This is a genomic window from Microtetraspora niveoalba (assembly GCF_001570405.1).
In the GTDB taxonomy this organism is placed as follows: Bacteria; Actinomycetota; Actinomycetes; order Streptosporangiales; family Streptosporangiaceae; genus Microtetraspora; species Microtetraspora niveoalba.
On record NZ_BBYM01000003.1, the window covers coordinates 251,624 to 267,168 of the forward strand.

The 15,545-nt window shown below is 70.6% G+C and carries 15 protein-coding genes; 9 read left to right on the forward strand and 6 right to left on the reverse strand.

What is annotated here, in order from left to right:
* Window positions 1-72: 72 nt before the first annotated feature.
* Window positions 73-660 (forward strand): sigma-70 family RNA polymerase sigma factor, encoded by a 588-nt coding sequence (locus tag AWQ70_RS02560; RefSeq protein ID WP_157529851.1) that lies wholly within the window; start codon window positions 73-75, stop codon window positions 658-660.
* A 30-nt stretch (window positions 661-690) separates the two neighbouring features.
* On the opposite strand, the gene AWQ70_RS02565 is transcribed toward AWQ70_RS02560, so the two are convergent.
* The gene (locus tag AWQ70_RS02565; protein WP_067169560.1) at window positions 691-1,533 is read right to left on the reverse strand and encodes a DMT family transporter; all 843 of its coding nucleotides are present in this window, start codon (window positions 1,531-1,533) and stop codon (window positions 691-693) included.
* An 87-nt stretch (window positions 1,534-1,620) separates the two neighbouring features.
* On the opposite strand from AWQ70_RS02565, the gene AWQ70_RS02570 reads away from it, so the two are divergent.
* The 4 genes from AWQ70_RS02570 to AWQ70_RS02585 all read left to right on the forward strand — a co-directional run bounded on the left by AWQ70_RS02570 (window position 1,621) and on the right by AWQ70_RS02585 (window position 5,142).
* Window positions 1,621-2,196 (forward strand): helix-turn-helix domain-containing protein, encoded by a 576-nt coding sequence (locus AWQ70_RS02570; RefSeq protein WP_067169563.1) that lies wholly within the window; start codon window positions 1,621-1,623, stop codon window positions 2,194-2,196.
* Window positions 2,197-2,469: 273 nt separating this feature from the next.
* Window positions 2,470-2,775, forward strand: coding sequence for a hypothetical protein (locus AWQ70_RS02575; RefSeq protein WP_067169566.1), 306 nt, complete (start codon window positions 2,470-2,472; stop codon window positions 2,773-2,775).
* 25 nt (window positions 2,776-2,800) lie between these two features.
* Complete coding sequence (locus AWQ70_RS02580) at window positions 2,801-3,622, forward strand: polysaccharide deacetylase family protein (protein WP_067169569.1); 822 nt, start codon at window positions 2,801-2,803, stop codon at window positions 3,620-3,622.
* On the forward strand, window positions 3,619-5,142 hold the full coding sequence (locus AWQ70_RS02585; protein WP_067169572.1) for a helicase HerA-like domain-containing protein: 1,524 nt from the start codon (window positions 3,619-3,621) through the stop codon (window positions 5,140-5,142). Before AWQ70_RS02580 ends, AWQ70_RS02585 begins: the two co-directional genes overlap by 4 nt.
* 94 nt (window positions 5,143-5,236) lie before the next feature.
* On the opposite strand, the gene AWQ70_RS38525 is transcribed toward AWQ70_RS02585, so the two are convergent.
* From AWQ70_RS38525 to typA, 3 genes are all read right to left on the reverse strand, one after another.
* Window positions 5,237-5,380, reverse strand: a complete 144-nt coding sequence (locus AWQ70_RS38525) for a hypothetical protein (protein ID WP_157529852.1) — start codon at window positions 5,378-5,380, stop codon at window positions 5,237-5,239.
* Between the two features lie 43 nt (window positions 5,381-5,423).
* Window positions 5,424-6,029, reverse strand: a complete 606-nt coding sequence (locus AWQ70_RS02590; protein WP_084516443.1) for a superoxide dismutase family protein — start codon at window positions 6,027-6,029, stop codon at window positions 5,424-5,426.
* Between the two features lie 179 nt (window positions 6,030-6,208).
* Complete coding sequence (typA, locus tag AWQ70_RS02595; RefSeq protein WP_067169577.1) at window positions 6,209-8,062, reverse strand: translational GTPase TypA; 1,854 nt, start codon at window positions 8,060-8,062, stop codon at window positions 6,209-6,211.
* Window positions 8,063-8,428: 366 nt separating this feature from the next.
* On the opposite strand from typA, the gene AWQ70_RS02600 reads away from it, so the two are divergent.
* A complete protein-coding gene (locus tag AWQ70_RS02600; RefSeq protein ID WP_218004382.1) occupies window positions 8,429-9,715 on the forward strand; it encodes an MFS transporter in 1,287 nt (428 codons plus the stop codon).
* An 88-nt stretch (window positions 9,716-9,803) separates the two neighbouring features.
* Complete coding sequence (locus tag AWQ70_RS02605) at window positions 9,804-10,559, forward strand: alpha/beta hydrolase (protein ID WP_245646659.1); 756 nt, start codon at window positions 9,804-9,806, stop codon at window positions 10,557-10,559.
* Between the two features lie 222 nt (window positions 10,560-10,781).
* On the opposite strand, the gene AWQ70_RS02610 is transcribed toward AWQ70_RS02605, so the two are convergent.
* Window positions 10,782-12,218, reverse strand: a complete 1,437-nt coding sequence (locus AWQ70_RS02610) for an aldehyde dehydrogenase (RefSeq protein ID WP_067169580.1) — start codon at window positions 12,216-12,218, stop codon at window positions 10,782-10,784.
* A gap of 255 nt (window positions 12,219-12,473) precedes the next feature.
* On the opposite strand from AWQ70_RS02610, the gene AWQ70_RS02615 reads away from it, so the two are divergent.
* A complete protein-coding gene (locus AWQ70_RS02615) occupies window positions 12,474-13,358 on the forward strand; it encodes a coiled-coil domain-containing protein (protein WP_245646661.1) in 885 nt (294 codons plus the stop codon).
* Between the two features lie 74 nt (window positions 13,359-13,432).
* Here AWQ70_RS02615 and AWQ70_RS02620 read toward each other — a convergent pair whose 3' ends face one another.
* Window positions 13,433-14,713, reverse strand: coding sequence for a GH1 family beta-glucosidase (locus AWQ70_RS02620; RefSeq protein WP_067169583.1), 1,281 nt, complete (start codon window positions 14,711-14,713; stop codon window positions 13,433-13,435).
* Between the two features lie 71 nt (window positions 14,714-14,784).
* On the opposite strand from AWQ70_RS02620, the gene AWQ70_RS02625 reads away from it, so the two are divergent.
* Window positions 14,785-15,510 (forward strand): TetR/AcrR family transcriptional regulator, encoded by a 726-nt coding sequence (locus AWQ70_RS02625; protein WP_084516444.1) that lies wholly within the window; start codon window positions 14,785-14,787, stop codon window positions 15,508-15,510.
* Window positions 15,511-15,545 lie beyond the last annotated feature (35 nt).

Consider the following 15,545-nt stretch of genomic DNA (forward strand, 5'->3'; position numbering starts at 1 on the left):
TGGGTCCCGGGCGCCCGCATGGGTCCACGCCGGAGGGGTAGCGGGGGAGCAGTTTCGCGTAGGGGGATGGACATGATCACGATGACCGATGAGCAGCGCCAGGCATGGTTCGAACGCGACGTCGTCCCGGTGACCGGTCAGCTTTACGCCTCCGCCATGCGTCTCACACGTAACCAGGCAGACGCCGAGGACCTGGTTCAGGAGACGGTGGCCAAGGCCTACACCTCCTACCACCAGTTCCGTGAGGGCACGAACCTGAAGGCGTGGCTGCACCGGATCCTGACGAACAACTTCATCAACGACTACCGCAAGAAGCAGCGTTCGCCCAAGTTGTCGGCCGCCGAGGAGATCGAGGACTGGCAGCTCGCCGCGGCGGAGTCGCACATGTCCACCGGTTTGAAGTCCGCCGAGACCGAGGCGCTCGAGCAGCTTCCCGACAGCGCCGTGATGAACGCCCTGCGCGCCCTGCCCGAGGACTTCCGCGTCGCGGTCTACCTCGCCGACGTGGAGGGGTTCGCGTACAAGGAGATCGCCGACCGGATGGGCACCCCGATCGGCACGGTCATGTCCCGGCTGCACCGCGGCCGCCGCCAGCTCCGCGGGATGCTCGCGGACTACGCCCGCGAGGAGGGCGTCGTCCGGGTGCCCGTCGCCGCCTGACGCCCCCGACCCCCCACCTGAGGCCGCGCGTCACGTGTGCGGCAGCGCGATCAGCGCCACCGCCCCGAGCGCGAACCCCACCCCCGCGATCTGCACCCGGTTGAGCCGTTCGTCCAGCACGTACCGCGCGAGCAGCAGCGTGCTCGCGGGATAGAGCGACACCAGCACGGCCACCAGGCTGAGCATGCCGCCCCTGGCCGCCAGCAGGTAGAGGACGTTGGCGGCCATGTCGAGCACCCCGGCCGCGATCGTCACCGGGAGCGCTCCGGGGATCGGTCGCAGCGTCCTGCGCGAGACGAGGGCCAGCAGCACGACCAGCGAGATCGACGCGATGCGCGCCCCCGCGAGCGGCCACAGGCCCGAGCCCGCCGGGGCCAGCTTGAGCAGCACGAAGAACCCGCCGAACCCCGCCCCCGACGCGAGCGCGCTCACGAGCGGGCCGAGGCGCGCCGCGGACCGTCCCGCCCCGGACTCACGGCTCACCAGGAGCACGGCGAGCAGGCCGAGCGCGATCCCGGTCATCGCGGTGGCGGACGGGCGCTCGCCCTGGACCAGCCCGAACAGCACCGGCACGGCCATCGACGTGGTCGCCGTCGTCGGCGCGACCACGGACATCATCCCCGACGCCAGGCTCCGGTAGAACAGGACGATGCCGGCCGCGCCGGCCACGCCCGAGGCCATGCCCCACAGCAGCGCCGCCGGGCTCGCCGTGCCGGGCAGTACGGGCATGAGGGCGCACACCAGCGCCAGCCCGCCGAGCTGGGAGATGACGACGACCGCGAGCACGCGGGATCGTCGTGTGGCCAGCCCGCCGAAGAAGTCGGCCGTACCGAAGATCACCGCACACGCCGTAGCGAGCGCCACTGCCGTCACCGCACACCTCACTGTTCACTGAATTGCACTGTTAATACAACCTGTTGGGTGCAACAAAGTGCAAATCAGATTCACTACGCTGTACACATGCCGGATCTTGAGACGATCAGCGCGGCCATCGCCACCAACGTCCGGGGGCAGCGCGCCCACAGGGGGATGACCCTCGACGAGCTGGCGACGCGGTCGGGGGTGAGCCGCGGCATGCTGATCCAGATCGAGCAGGGCCGGACCAACCCGAGCATCAACACGCTGAGCAGGATCGCCGAGGCTCTCGGGGTCACCGTCGGCAGGCTCGTCGAGGTGTCCGAGACGCCCGTCGTCCGGGTGGTCCACGCCTCCGACGTGGTTACCTTCCGCCACGGGGGCGGCGGCGAGGCGCGGCTGCTCGTCGGCGCCGACGCCCCGGCCATCCTCGAACTGTGGGACTGGCGGCTCGGCCCCGGCGAGCACCACGACGGTGACCCCCATCCGGCCGGCACCCGCGAGATGCTCACCGTGCTTGAGGGCGAGCTGACCCTCAGCGTGTACGGCAAGAGCCACACGGTGGCGGCCGACGAGGCCGTGGTCTTCAGCGGCGACCGGCCGCACCGCTACGCCAACGAGGGGGGCGTCCCGCTCCGCTTCGTGATGGTCGTCATCGAGCCCCGCGAGCAGGTCGACTGACGCCCCTCATCGCGGGCGTACGGTTCAGGGGCTTTGTCATGGCGTGATGAAGATGAAAGCTTGTGGGCGTTTGGCGGCCCTGTGTCCCCGGGAAGGCATCCAGCGTGCGACTCACGGGTGTCTTGGCCGAGATGCCCGGCGCAACGGTCAGGCCAATATTCCTGCGCGGTGACGGGCTGGAGCCCCATGATTACTCCATGAGTTCTCCCGTCCCCGCGCAAATACTGTTGGACCGTCCTTTCCGTGCCGTTCAACGGTCACGGAGTGTGAGCGATGGCTGAGTCCGCGGACGCGATAGCGAAGCTGCAGGCAGAGCTCGCCGCCCTCGGCGTTTCCGACGCGTACGAGCTCGGGGACGGTGTCACCCTGCCGGTCTGGATCGGTCTCGTGGTGAGCTACCGCGACGGGTTTTACCGGTGGCAGGAGGCCTCCGTGAAACGCCGCCACGTGGGTAATGACCCTTCCGGATGCGCCATCCGGGTGGCCCGTAGATATGCCGAGCTCCGAGCGAACGTGCCGCCCTGGTGGGAGGACCTGGCCAGGGTCATACGGGGGGACAAGGCCAGGGGATATCCCTGATCCCCGCCTTGCTCGGGGGGAACACATGCGGGTCGGCCTCGCCTGTCTGGCACTACTACTGGTGGCCGGATGCGGTGTCGCGTCGACCCCTCCGGCGGAGCCTCCCGCCGGGACTCCCGCGGCGGCGCCCGGCTCGGGGGACGGCGGCTACGCGCACTCCCCGCCGCCCCACCAGGAGAGCAGGCCGGAGGCGGGGCCCCGCGACATCCGCTGCGCGCGGATCAGGTGCGTGGCGCTGACCTTCGACGACGGGCCGGGGAGCTACACCCCCCGCGTCCTCGACCTGCTCGCCCGGCACCGGGCCAGGGCGACGTTCTTCCTGGTCGGGGAGATGATCGACAAGACCGATTGGCCCGTGCTGCGCCGCATGGCCGCCGAGGGCCACGAGCTCGGCAACCACACGTGGGACCACCACGACCTCACCTCGCTCGGCGACGCGGCGCTCCGGCGCGAGATCGTCAGGACCCAGCGGCTCGTCCGTGAGGTGACCGGCGTCCGCATGCGCGGGATGCGCCCGCCGTACGGCGCGACCGACGGCAGGGTGGCCAGGGAGGCGCGGCGGCTCGGGCTCGGTCAGGTCCTCTGGGCGATCGACACCCTCGACTGGCGCGACCGTGTGCCCAAGCTCGTCGTACGGCGCAGCACGGCGGCGAAGCCGGGGGAGATCGTCCTGATGCACGACATCCACAAGACCACCGTGGACGCGCTGCCGCGCCTGCTCGACGTGTTCGACAAGAAGGGGTTCACCTACGTGACCGTGTCCGAGCTGTTCGGCGATCTCAAGCCGGGGAAGCGGTACTCCGAGCGGAAACCGCGCACCGAGGGGAAGCGGGACTCCAGGCGATGAAGGGCTACGACTTCGAGGGGCCCGCGCTGGAGCTGGGCGCCCTGGTGACGGACGGGCGGGCCGATCCCGCACAGAAGATCAGGATCCCGCTCGGGATGATGAACCGGCACGGCCTGGTCGCGGGCGCCACCGGCACGGGCAAGACCAAGACGCTGCAGATGATGGCCGAGCAACTCGCGGCCCAGGGTGTTCCGGTGTTCCTGGCCGACATGAAGGGCGACCTGTCCGGCATCGCCTCGCCCGGCGTCGCCTCCGACCGGGTGACCGCGCGGACGGCCGAGATCGGCCAGTCCTGGTCCGGAACGGCGTGTGCCGCCGAGTTCTTCTCGCTGGGAGGCCTCGGCGAGGGCATCCCGCTGCGGGCGACGATGACCGCGTTCGGGCCCACGCTGCTGTCCAAGGTGCTCGGGCTCAACGAGACCCAGGAGTCCTCGCTCGGGCTGATCTTCTACTTCGCCGACCGGCACGGCCTGCCCCTGCTGGACCTCAAGGACCTGGTCGCCGTCATCCAGTACCTCACGGACAACCCGGAGGCGCTGAAGGGCATCGGCGGGCTGTCCCCGCAGACCGCGGGCGTGATCCTGCGCTCGCTGATCAATTTCCAGGCGCAGGGGGCGGACGCGTTCTTCGGGGAGCCCGAGTTCGACGTCGGCGACCTGCTCCGCACGACGCCCGACGGCAGGGGCGTGATCTCGGTCCTGGAACTGCCCGCCGTACAGGACCGGCCGAAGCTCTTCTCGACGTTCCTGATGTGGCTGCTCGCGGACCTGTTCGAGGGGCTGCCCGAGATCGGCGACCCGGACCGGCCGAAGCTCGTGTTCTTCTTCGACGAGGCGCACCTGCTGTTCGACGAGGCGTCCAAGGCGTTCCTGCAGTCGATCACCCAGACGGTGCGGCTGATCCGCTCGAAGGGCGTCGGCGTCTTCTTCGTCACCCAGACGCCCAAGGACGTGCCCGCCGACGTGCTCGCCCAGCTCGGCTCGCGCGTGCAGCACGCGCTGCGGGCCTTCACCCCCCAGGACGCCAAGGCGCTGAAGGCGACCGTGTCCACCTTTCCCACGTCGTCGTACGACCTGGAGGAGCTGCTGACCCAGCTCGGCATCGGCGAGGCGGTGGTGACCGTGTTGTCGGAGACGGGCGCGCCCACGCCGGTCGCCTGGACCCGGCTGCGCGCGCCGGAGAGCCTGATGGCCCCCTCCGACCCCGCCGTGGTCCGGCAGGCGGTCGCCGCGTCCCCCCTCCTCCCCAAGTACGGCACAGCGGTGGACAGGGAGTCGGCGTACGAGATGCTGAGCGCCCGGCTCACCCCGCCCGCGCCCGCCCCCGCGGCGCCCGCCGAGACGCCCGAACCACCGAGGGAGCGGCGTGAGGAGGCGCGGGAGCGGCGGCCGGCGGAGAGGTCGCCCCTGGAGGGGGTGCTGCGCTCGCCCGCGTTCCGGTCGCTGGCGCGTTCCGCGGCGTCGGCGCTCGGCAAGGAGATCACGCGGTCGATCTTCGGCACCGCGCGCCGCCGCCGCTGAGTCCGGCGCCGCGCGTGGTGTCCCCCGGAACGGGTACGGCCCGCGCGCGCTCGCGCGTGAGCCGTACCGGGTGCGGTGGGCGGGCCGCCCGGGTTCAGCGGGCGAAGAGCAGCACCACCGCTCCGATGAGCAGCCAGGCGCCGGCCTGCGCGGAGCACAGCATCACATTGGTGATCTTCATGATGGATTTCCCCTCTCGTGGAGGCGCCGGGCCCCCGTGGCGCTCTCCTTCGCCCATGGTGGCCCGGGCCTCTTGCGCTCCGCTTGGGGGCGGCTTGGGGTCAGCGCACGACGCCGCAGGCGATGCGGTTGCCGGTGTCCCCGGCCTTCAGCGTGGTCGCGTCGGCCCCCGTGGTCCCCGTCGCGTCCGCCGGGTGGGTGTAGCGGGAGGGGATGTTCCCGTAGTTGTCCGGCAGCGCGTGCACGACGACCGCGCTCCCGTCCGAGTCGGCGAGCTGCGTGACCCGGAACCGGTCGGTGACGAAGGAGGTGCGCCCCGTGCCGTCGCGGCCCACGTACAGGGCGGGCAGATCGCCGGCGTGGTCGCCGTGGTGGGCGGACCCGGCGGGGTCCAGGTGCGTGCCCGCGGTGGTGAACGGGCTCCCGGTCGCCGGATCCACCGCCCTGGCGTCGCACCTTCCGGTGGTATGGACGTGGAAGCCGTGGTATCCGGCGGGCAGGCCCCAGACGCTCACGGTGATCCGGGTCGCCTGCGGTCCCTCGTCCTCGATCCGCAGCACGCCGACCCGCTTGCCGGCCGCGTCGCGCAGCGTCGCGTCGAGCGGCCGGGCGGTGTGGCCGGGGGCCGCCTCTGCGGCCGACGATCCGACGCCGGCCGCGCCGAGCGCGAGCATCACGGCGAGCGCGAGATGTGTCCTTCCAGGCATGGGCTCTCCCTGCTCTGTGCGGTGGGTCTCCGTTCGATTACCTTGCGTTACGCAGGAAACCACGCCGGACCCCGACGGGAGCGGGAAAGCGGGAAAGCGGAAGCGGGCCCGGGAACACGAACGCCCGTCCCGGATGGTCCGGGACGGGCGTTCTCGCCGGGATCGCTGAGGCGTCGCGGTCAGTTGGAGCGCTTGGCCCGCGCGGCCGCCCGGCCGCGGATGGCGCCGTCGAGGACCACCTTGCGGAGGCGGACGCTCTCGGGGGTGATCTCCACGCACTCGTCGTCGCGGATGAACTCCAGGGCCTGCTCCAGCGACAGGACGCGCGGCGGGATGACCTTCTCGGTCTCCTCCGACGTCGAGGAGCGCATGTTGGTGAGCTTCTTCTCCTTGGTGATGTTCACGTCCATGTCGTCGGAGCGCGAGTTCTCACCGATGATCATGCCTTCGTACACCTCGGTGCCCGGGGAGACGAAGAGCGTGCCGCGCTCCTGCAGGTTCAGCATGGCGAACGCGGTGACCGGGCCGGTGCGGTCGGCGACCAGGGAGCCGTTGTTGCGGGTGCGCAGGTCGCCGAACCACGGCTCGTACGAGTCGAAGACGTGGTGGACCAGGCCGGTGCCGCGCGTCTCGGTCAGGAACTCGGTGCGGAAGCCGATCAGGCCGCGGGCCGGGACCACGAACTCCATCCGGATCCAGCCGGTGCCGTGGTTGGTCATGTGCTCCATGCGGCCCTTGCGTACGGCGAGGAGCTGCGTGACCGCGCCGAGGTACTCCTCGGGGCAGTCGACGGTGAGCCGCTCGACCGGCTCGTGCACCTTGCCGTCGACGATCTTGGTGACGACCTGCGGCTTGCCGACGGTCAGCTCGTAGCCCTCGCGGCGCATCTGCTCGACCAGGATGGCCAGGGCGAGCTCGCCGCGGCCCTGCACCTCCCAGGCGTCGGGCCGGTCGGTCGGGAGCACCCGCAGCGACACGTTGCCGACCAGCTCCTTGTCGAGCCGGTCCTTGACCATGCGGGCGGTGACCTTGGCGCCCTTGACCTTGCCGACCAGCGGGCTGGTGTTCGTGCCGATCGTCATGGAGATCGCGGGCTCGTCCACCGTGATCAGAGGCAGCGGGCGCGGGTCGTCCGGGTCGGCCAGCGTCTCACCGATCATGATGTCGGGGATGCCGGCGATGGCGATGATGTCGCCCGGCCCCGCCTCCTCGGCGGGCTTGCGCTCCAGCGCCTCGGTCATGAGCAGCTCGGAGATCTTCACCTTCTGCACGGTGCCGTCGGTGCGGCACCAGGAGACCTGCTGGCCCTTCTTGATCGTGCCCTGGTGGACCCGGCAGAGCGCGATCCGGCCGAGGTAGCTGGACGCGTCCAGGTTGGTGACGTGCGCCTGCAGCGGGGCGGTCGGGTCGTACACCGGGGCCGGGATCGTCGAGGTGATCGTCTCGAACAGCGGCTCCAGGTTCTCGGAGTCGGGCATCTCGCCGTCCTGGGGACGGTTCAGGGATGCGCGGCCCGCCTTGCCGGACGCGTAGACGATCGGGAAGTCGATCTGGTCCTCGGTCGCGTCGAGGTCCATGAAGAGCTCGTAGACCTCGTCGACGACCTCGGCGATCCGGGCGTCGGGCCGGTCCACCTTGTTGATGCACAGGATGACCGGCATCTTGGCCGACAGCGCCTTGCGCAGCACGAACCGGGTCTGCGGCAGCGGGCCCTCGGAGGCGTCGACGAGCAGCACGACGCCGTCCACCATGGACAGGCCCCGCTCCACCTCGCCGCCGAAGTCGGCGTGGCCGGGGGTGTCGATGATGTTGAGGGTCATGCCGCCGTGCTTGACCGCGGTGTTCTTGGCGAGAATGGTGATGCCCTTCTCGCGCTCCAGGTCGTTGGAGTCCATGACCCGCTCGTCGACATCCTGGTTGGCCCGGAACGCCCCGGACTGCCACAGCATGGCGTCCACCAGCGTGGTCTTGCCGTGGTCGACGTGCGCGATGATCGCGATGTTCCTCAGGTCGTCGCGGCTGTTCAATGGCATAGTGGAGTCTCGCTCTGGTTCGTTGGGCTGTCCGTCCGCGTCCCGGGAACCGGCTCGTGTCCCGCCGCGAGACGCTCTGGCCGCGAGTGCGACCTTCAGATTTTAGTTGATAGCCGTCACCTCCGCGCGCCATGGTCGCGCGATCCGGCACACCCCACGCCTGTCGCCGGTGGTTTCATCGCTGAGAGTTTCACGGGCGATGGTTTCATCCGGTGCACAGGAGGGTGATGCGCGGGTTCGAACCGACAAAGATCACTAAACCACCTTGCGATGTGATTAGCGTCATATTTCCGGACAAAACGGAATCGTGGGGAATGTGTGCCGCGTTCGTCCAGCCGTTGAATCCCCCTGGAAAAGGACAAAACGGTGGCTTTACCCGCGGCGACGCTGCGTTCCCTCCGGCATCGCAACTACCGGCTCTGGGCGGCCGCGGACCTGGTCTCCGTGACCGGGACCTGGATGCAGGTGCTCGGCGTCAACTGGCTGATCCTCTCGGCCACCGGCTCGGCCACCAGCGTGGGAGTCAGCCTCGTCCTCCAGGCACTGCCGACGCTCGTGCTCGGCATGTGGGGCGGCTCCCTGGCCGACCGGCTCCCCTCCCGTCCCGTCGTACTCGCCGCGCAGATCGCCCAGGGCGCGCTCGCCCTGGTCCTCGCGCTGATCGCGATGGGCGAGCCCCGCTCGATGTTGCCCGTCTACGCCGTGATGCTGGTCTCCGGCGTGGTCAGCGCGCTCGGCGGCCCCGCCCTCGGCCGGTTCGGCGCCGAGGTCGTGCCGCCCGAGGACCTGCCCAACGCGATGGCGCTCGGCTCCGTGATCAGCTCCGGCGCGCGCATCCTCGGCATGAGCGCGGCCGGCATCCTGCTCCCGATCACCGGCATCGGCACGCTGTTCCTCATCAACGCGGCCAGCTTCCTCGCGGTGATCGGAGCGGTCGTCGCGATGCGCCGCGACGAGATGCACGTCCTGGCCCGCGCCTCCTCCACCGCCGATCTCGGCGTCGGCCAGGGCGTCCGGTACGTGCTGCGGACCCCCTGGCTCCTCGTGCTGCTCGGCCTCGCCCTCGTCCTGGGCAGCCTCGGGCGCAACTACCAGGTCACCATGGCCGCGATGAGCGCCGGACCGCTCGCCGCCGGATCCGCGGGGTACGGCGTGCTCTCGACGGTCTTCGCGGTCGGCACCGTGATCGGCGGCGTGGTCGCGGCCGGCCGGGCCCGGCTCACCGTACGGCTGCTGCTCGGCGCCGCCCTGCTGGCGAGCGCGGTCCAGCTCCTGAGCGGTCTCGCTCCCGGCTTCCTGTCGTTCGCCGCCCTGATGCTGCCGGTCGCCGCGAGCGCCGTGGTGCTCGACACCGCCGTCGCGGCCCGCGCCCAGCTCGACAGCCCCGACCACATGCGCGGCCGCGTCATCGCGGTGCTGGGCGTGGTGTCCGCGGCGTCCGGCGCGGTGGGCGGGCCGCTGCTCGGCTGGCTGAGCGACAACTTCGGCCCCCGTTTGGCGCTCCAGCTCGGCGGCTCGGTGACGGTGGTCGCCACGGTGCTCGCCGCCGTCCTGTTCGCCCGCATCGCGGGCGTACGGTTCGGCGACGCGGTGCGCGAGCCGTTCCGCCGGGCCTCGCTGCGCCGCGCGGACGTCGTCCCGGAACAGGTGTGACCTCCCTTGAGCCGGGGGCTCCAAGGCGCTCGGCGGGGGGACATCCTCCTGAAAACGTTGTCGGGAGCCGCCGTTACAGTTGGCTGATATGACCTTCGCTCCGGCCTTCGCGGCGATGCTGCGCACGTCGGACGGCGTGCGGATCGACGCTTCGCACACGCCCAACGGCTCGCTCGACCTCGGCATCGTGCTCGCCCACGGGTTCACCGGATCCTGGCGGACCCGCTGCACCCGTCGCATCACGCACGTCCTGTCCAGGTTCGGCGGGGTGCTCTCCTTCGACTTCCGCGGACACGGGCGCTCCACCGGCGAGTCGACCGTCGGCGACCTGGAGGTGCTCGACCTCGACGCGGCCGTGAAGCACGCCAGGTCGATCGGCTACCGGCGGGTCGTCACCCTCGGCTTCTCCATGGGCGCCGCCGTGGCCGTACGGCACGCGGCGCTGCACCGCGGCGTGGACGCGATCGTCGCGGTGAGCGGGCCCGCCTGGTGGTACTACCGGGGCACCAAGCCGATGCGTCAGGTGCACTGGGCGATCGAGCGTCCCGAGGGACGGCTCGCGGCGCGGTGGATCAAGCGGACCAGGATCGCGTCCGGTCAGTGGAACCCGGTGCCGCTTCCGCCGTACGAGGCGGCCGGGCTGATCGCCCCGACGCCGCTGCTGATCGTCCACGGCGACGCGGACCCGTTCTTCCCGCTGGATCACCCGCACGAGCTCTTCGGCAACGCGCGCGATCCCAAGGAGATGTGGATCGTCCCCGGGTACGGCCACGCGGAGGCCGCGGCCACTCCGGACCTCGTCCAGAAAATCGGTTCGTGGATCGTGCGAACCAAACCCGTATAACGGTCGTCTACCTCAGTTGTGCGGATCAAACCCCACGGGAGTGATCCAATCCACCGATTAGGGGTGATCGGTGCGCACCATTGGTAGTCATGGTGTGGCCCAGCGTCGCGGGGGCGCGCTGGGCGGGCCTCCCGGTCCCGTACGGCCGCCGCGGCGGCGGGGAAACCCGCGCGTCGCGCCGCCGCACGGGACCGGGACGTCGTCCCGGTCCCGTGAAGCCGGTCAGCCGAGACGGGCGATCGACTTGTACTCCAGGTAGGCCGACAGCCCCTCGGGGCCGAGCTCCCTGCCGAGGCCGCTGGCCTTGTACCCGCCGAACGGCGAGGACGGCTCCAGCGTGTTCATCATGTTGACGCCGTAGGTGCCGGTGCGGACGCGGCGCGCGACGTCCATGCCGTGCTCGGTGTCCGCCGTCCAGACCGAGCCGGACAGGCCGTAGTCGCTGTCGTTGGCGATGCGGACCGCGTCCGCCTCGTCGTCGTACGGGATCACCGCCAGGACCGGGCCGAAGATCTCCTCGCGGGCGATCCGCATGTCGTTGGTGGCGCCGGCGAACACCGTCGGAGCGACGTACCACCCCCGGTCGAACGGCCGCTCCAGGCCGCCGACGACGGCCTTGGCGCCCTCGTCCAGGCCGATCCTGATGTATCCCTCGACCCGCTCCTGCTGCCTCCTGGCCACCAGCGGGCCGATGCCGGTGGCGGGGTCGGCCGGGTCGCCGACCTGCTGGCCCGTCACCATGTCGGCCACCGCCTGCACGACCTCGTCGTACCGGTTCCTGGAGGCGAGGATGCGGGTCTGCGCGACGCACGCCTGGCCGTTGTTCATCAGCGAGGCGATCGACAGGAAGCCCATCGCGGACGGCAGGTCGCAGTCGTCGAGGATGATGGCGGCGGACTTGCCGCCCAGTTCGAGGCTGCACCGCTTGAGCTGCTCGCCGCAGATCCCGGCGATGCGGCGGCCGGCGGCGGTCGAGCCGGTGAACGCGACCTTGTCGACGCCGGGGTGGGAGACGAGGTGCTCGCCCGCCTCGCGCCCGGCGGCCACGATGTTGACGACGCCGTCCGGGATCCCGGCCTCCTTGACCATCTCGGCGAGGAGGTAGGAGTCGAGCGGCGTCTCGGGGGCGGGCTTGACGACGATCGTGCAGCCCGCGACGAGCGCGGGGGCGAGCTTGGTCATGATGACGAACTGGGGCACGTTCCAGGGGACGACGGCGGCGACGACGCCGACCGGCTCGCGGCGCACCGTGATGGGGCCGAACATGCCGGGCCGCTCGTCCTCGACGGCGTAGGAGGCGCCCAGCTCGGCGAAGTACTGGAGCATCCCGAGCGGCTGCGGGGCCTGGGCGAGCTGGGAGAAGGTGATCGGCGCCCCCATCTCCAGCGTGATCACGTCGGCGATCTCGTTCTGGCGCGCGGCGTAGATCTCGGCCAGCCGCGCGACGACCGCCGCGCGCTCGGCCATGCTCATGCGCGGCCACGGCCCGTTGTCGAACGCCTCGCGCGCCGCGGCCACCGCGCGGTCCATGTCCGCGGCGGTGCCGTCGGGGACCCGCCCGACCACTTCCTCGGTGTGCGGCGACACCACGTCGATGGTCCCGGTGCCCGCGGGGGCCACCCAGTCGCCCCCGATGAAGAGTCTGTCGTGCTGAATCATGCTGGTCCGCCTCCTGGTCGGGCGCGCCTGATTTGAGCGAATGCTTGTTTGGTAGACAGTCTGTGCGCCGCGGCGGCGCGGGACAAGCACCCGGCCGCCATTGGGACCGAATCATGTTCTGGGTGACCCTGGCAAGCCACGCCAAATCCGGTCAAGTCCGGCAAATGCCTAGAAATCGGGACGGGTTCCCCCGTTCGGGTGGCAACGTTCGTGATCACCTCCTATAGTTTCGGACCGTCTGCAGGGGAGGATCACGTGCAACCGGGGCGCTGGGTCGGCCTGGCGGTGGTGTTCACCGCGCTCCTCGGCGCGCTCACCGCCCCCGGCGCACAGGCGGCGCCGGACGAGCAGGAGAAGATCAAGAAACTCACCCAGGAGGCGGCCGACCTCACCAAGGCGTACCGCGGGGAGATCGTCAGCCTGGAGGACGCGCAGAAGCTCGTCGAGAACTCCTCCACCCGCCTGAAGCGGCTCAAGCGCTCCCTGGCCGCCGCCGAGCGGCGGCTCACGATGTTCGCCCAGACCGCGTACATGGGCGGCGGGTTCGACGGCTCCGAGCTGCTGGTGCCGTCGAGCGACCTCGGCGCGTACTCGATCGTCTCGTACCTCTCCAGCGAGAAGACCCAGCGGGTCAACTCGATCAAGACGTTGATTGCGGAGCAGAGGAAGGCGGCGAAGGACGCCGACGCGAAGATCGCGAAACTGGAGCAGCACATCAAGGACCTGAAGGCCAAGCAGCGCGAGGTCGAGGCGAAGCTGGCCAAGTTCGGCTTCCAGACCCCCGGCTCCTCGTCCGGCCTCACCCAGCGCCTGATCGACCTGCGCGGGGCGGTGATGCAGTCCTTCCCGATGCCGTTCGGCGTGGGCTGCCTGCGCGTCGGCGACCCCGGAGAGCACGGCAAGGGCCGGGCCTGCGACTTCATGATGAGCAACGGCCGGATGCCCGACCCGGTGGCGAAGGCGCGCGGCGACGCCCTGGCCCAGTGGTGCATCGAGAACGCCGACAAGTACGGGATCATGTACATCATCTGGCAGCAGCGCTTCTACGACATGCGCACGGGCGCGGGTTGGCGGATGATGTCCGACCGCGGGGGCATCACCGCGAACCACTACGACCACGTCCACATCTCCGTGCTCTGATCCCTCCGCCTCGGCGACGCCGCGGGCGGAGCGCGGGGTGACGGCGTCCCGCGCCCGCGCCGGTCATTCCCCGCTCACTCCGAGATCAGCCGCTTCAGCCAGTGGTAGCTCGCCTTCGGGGTGCGCCGCTGGGTCTCGAAGTCGACGTGGACCAGGCCGAACCGCTGGTGGTAGCCCTCGGCCCACTCGAAGTTGTCCAGCAGCGACCAGACGAAGTAGCCGCGCACGTCCACACCCTCGGCCTGGGCCTGCCCGACCGCCTTGATGTGGCCGTCGAGGTACTCGATCCGCTCCTGGTCGTCGATCCCCTCGTACGAGCAGCCGTTCTCGGTGATGTAGACGGGCGGGAGGGCCGTGCCGTACCGGGTCTTGAGGGTGACGAGCAGCTCGCGCAGGCCGTCGGGGACGACCGGCCAGCCGAACGCGGTGGTCGGATAGCCGGTGACGCCGGCGTCGTCGAACGGCAGCTCGTCCGTGGTCGGCGCGGCGATCCTGGTGGGGTTGTAGTAGTTGATCCCCAGCCCGTCGAGGGGCTGCGCGATGGTCTCCAGGTCCCCGTCCTGGATGAAGTCCAGCTTCTCCACCCCGAAAGCCGAGAGATCGGGATACTCGGCGACGAAGAGCGGGTCGTTGAACAGCCGGTTGTGCAGGGCGTCGTACGCCGCGGCGGCGGCGAGATCCTCGGGGGAGTCCGAGGCCGGCCAGACCGGCGTGCAGTTGTTCGTGATGAGCACCTGGCGCGCGCCGTTCGCGCGCAGCGCCGTCGTGGCGAGGCCGTGCCCGAGGAGCTGGTGGTGCGCGACGGGGAGGGCGTCGAGGAACAGCGTCCGGCCCGGCGCGTGGGTGCCCAGGGCGTACCCGAAGGTCATGTGCACGAACGGCTCGTTGAGGGTGATCCACATCGGGACCCGGTCGGACAGCCGCTCGGCCACGATGGCCGCGTAATCAGCGAAATATCGGGGTGTGTCGCGATTGAGCCAGCCGCCCTCGTCCTCCAGTGCCTGGGGGAGGTCCCAGTGGAACAGCGTCAGCGCGGGAGTGATGCCCTTCTCGCACAGGCCGTCCACCAGCCGGTCGTAGAAGTCGAGTCCGGCCTGGTTGACCGCGCCCCTCCCGGCGGGCTGGATCCGCGGCCACGCGACCGAGAAGCGGTACGCGTTGAGACCCGCGTCGGCCATCAGCGCGACGTCCTCCGGCCAGCGATGGTAGTGATCGCAGGCCACGTCGCCGGTGTGCCCGTCCCGGACCCGGCCGGGCTCGTGGGAGAACGTGTCCCAGATCGAGACGCCGCGTCCGTCCTCGGAGACCGCGCCCTCGATCTGGTAGGAGGCGGTAGCCGTACCCCAGAGGAACATGTGTCACCCTTTCGGATATGAGTGACGCTCATGTTAACGCGGAGCCCGGCCATCCGGTAGAGAATGGGCGAATGACGAACGCCGCGGGTGGAACGCTGCGCCGCCGCCCCTCCCAGCGCCGCAGCCTCGAACGGGTCGAGCGGATGCTGGACGAGTGCGCCCTGCTGCTCGACGAGGTCGGCTACGAGCAGCTCACGACCAAGGAGGTCGCCCGCCGGGCCGAGGTGCCCATCGGGACCTTCTACCAGTTCTTCCCCGACAAACAGGGGCTGGTCCGGGCGCTCGCCCTGCGCAACCTCGACGCGTTCCTGGACCGGATGGCCGCCCGGGTGGCCGGGGCCGACCTGCGGGACTGGACCGACGCCGTCGACCTGGTCATCGACGAGTTCGTCGAGATGAAGCGGACGATGCCCGGCTTCGGGGTCGTCGACTTCGGCGAGATACTGACCACGCCCGGCGGCCCCGCGCTGCCCGAGAGTCGGCGCATGCTCGACCACGCCCTGGACAACAACGTCATCGTGGCCGATCGGCTTCGCTCGCTCATCGTCGAACTGCTGGGCGCGCCCAGGAACGAGGGCCTCGGCCGCGCGTTCATCGTCGCGGTGGAGGCGGCCGACGCCGTGCTCAAGCTCGCCTTCCGCGCCCATCCGGAGGGCGACCCCGACCTCATCGCCGAGTGCAAGCGGCTGGTCCGGCGCTACCTCTCCGAGTACATCTCCGAGCCTCCCGTGGAGCCCGGGCCCGGGACGCCCGGCGAGCGCGAGCCCGCGGGCGACGCCGGGACGGACGGCGACTGACCCGGCGCCGCCGGCCACGCCCCGCCCGTCCCGGC

What these genes read in the sequence shown, in the direction of transcription:
- AWQ70_RS02560 (WP_157529851.1), top strand. Translation starts at nt 73, where the DNA reads ATGATCACGATGACCGATGAGCAGCGCCAGGCATGGTTCGAACGCGAC.
- AWQ70_RS02570 (WP_067169563.1), top strand. Translation starts at nt 1,621, where the DNA reads ATGCCGGATCTTGAGACGATCAGCGCGGCCATCGCCACCAACGTCCGG.
- AWQ70_RS02575 (WP_067169566.1), top strand. Translation starts at nt 2,470, where the DNA reads ATGGCTGAGTCCGCGGACGCGATAGCGAAGCTGCAGGCAGAGCTCGCC.
- AWQ70_RS02580 (WP_067169569.1), top strand. Translation starts at nt 2,801, where the DNA reads ATGCGGGTCGGCCTCGCCTGTCTGGCACTACTACTGGTGGCCGGATGC.
- AWQ70_RS02585 (WP_067169572.1), top strand. Translation starts at nt 3,619, where the DNA reads ATGAAGGGCTACGACTTCGAGGGGCCCGCGCTGGAGCTGGGCGCCCTG.
- AWQ70_RS38525 (WP_157529852.1), bottom strand. Translation starts at nt 5,380, where the DNA reads ATGGGCGAAGGAGAGCGCCACGGGGGCCCGGCGCCTCCACGAGAGGGG.
- AWQ70_RS02590 (WP_084516443.1), bottom strand. Translation starts at nt 6,029, where the DNA reads ATGCCTGGAAGGACACATCTCGCGCTCGCCGTGATGCTCGCGCTCGGC.
- typA (WP_067169577.1), bottom strand. Translation starts at nt 8,062, where the DNA reads ATGCCATTGAACAGCCGCGACGACCTGAGGAACATCGCGATCATCGCG.
- AWQ70_RS02605 (WP_245646659.1), top strand. Translation starts at nt 9,804, where the DNA reads ATGACCTTCGCTCCGGCCTTCGCGGCGATGCTGCGCACGTCGGACGGC.
- AWQ70_RS02610 (WP_067169580.1), bottom strand. Translation starts at nt 12,218, where the DNA reads ATGATTCAGCACGACAGACTCTTCATCGGGGGCGACTGGGTGGCCCCC.
- AWQ70_RS02620 (WP_067169583.1), bottom strand. Translation starts at nt 14,713, where the DNA reads ATGTTCCTCTGGGGTACGGCTACCGCCTCCTACCAGATCGAGGGCGCG.
- AWQ70_RS02625 (WP_084516444.1), top strand. Translation starts at nt 14,785, where the DNA reads ATGACGAACGCCGCGGGTGGAACGCTGCGCCGCCGCCCCTCCCAGCGC.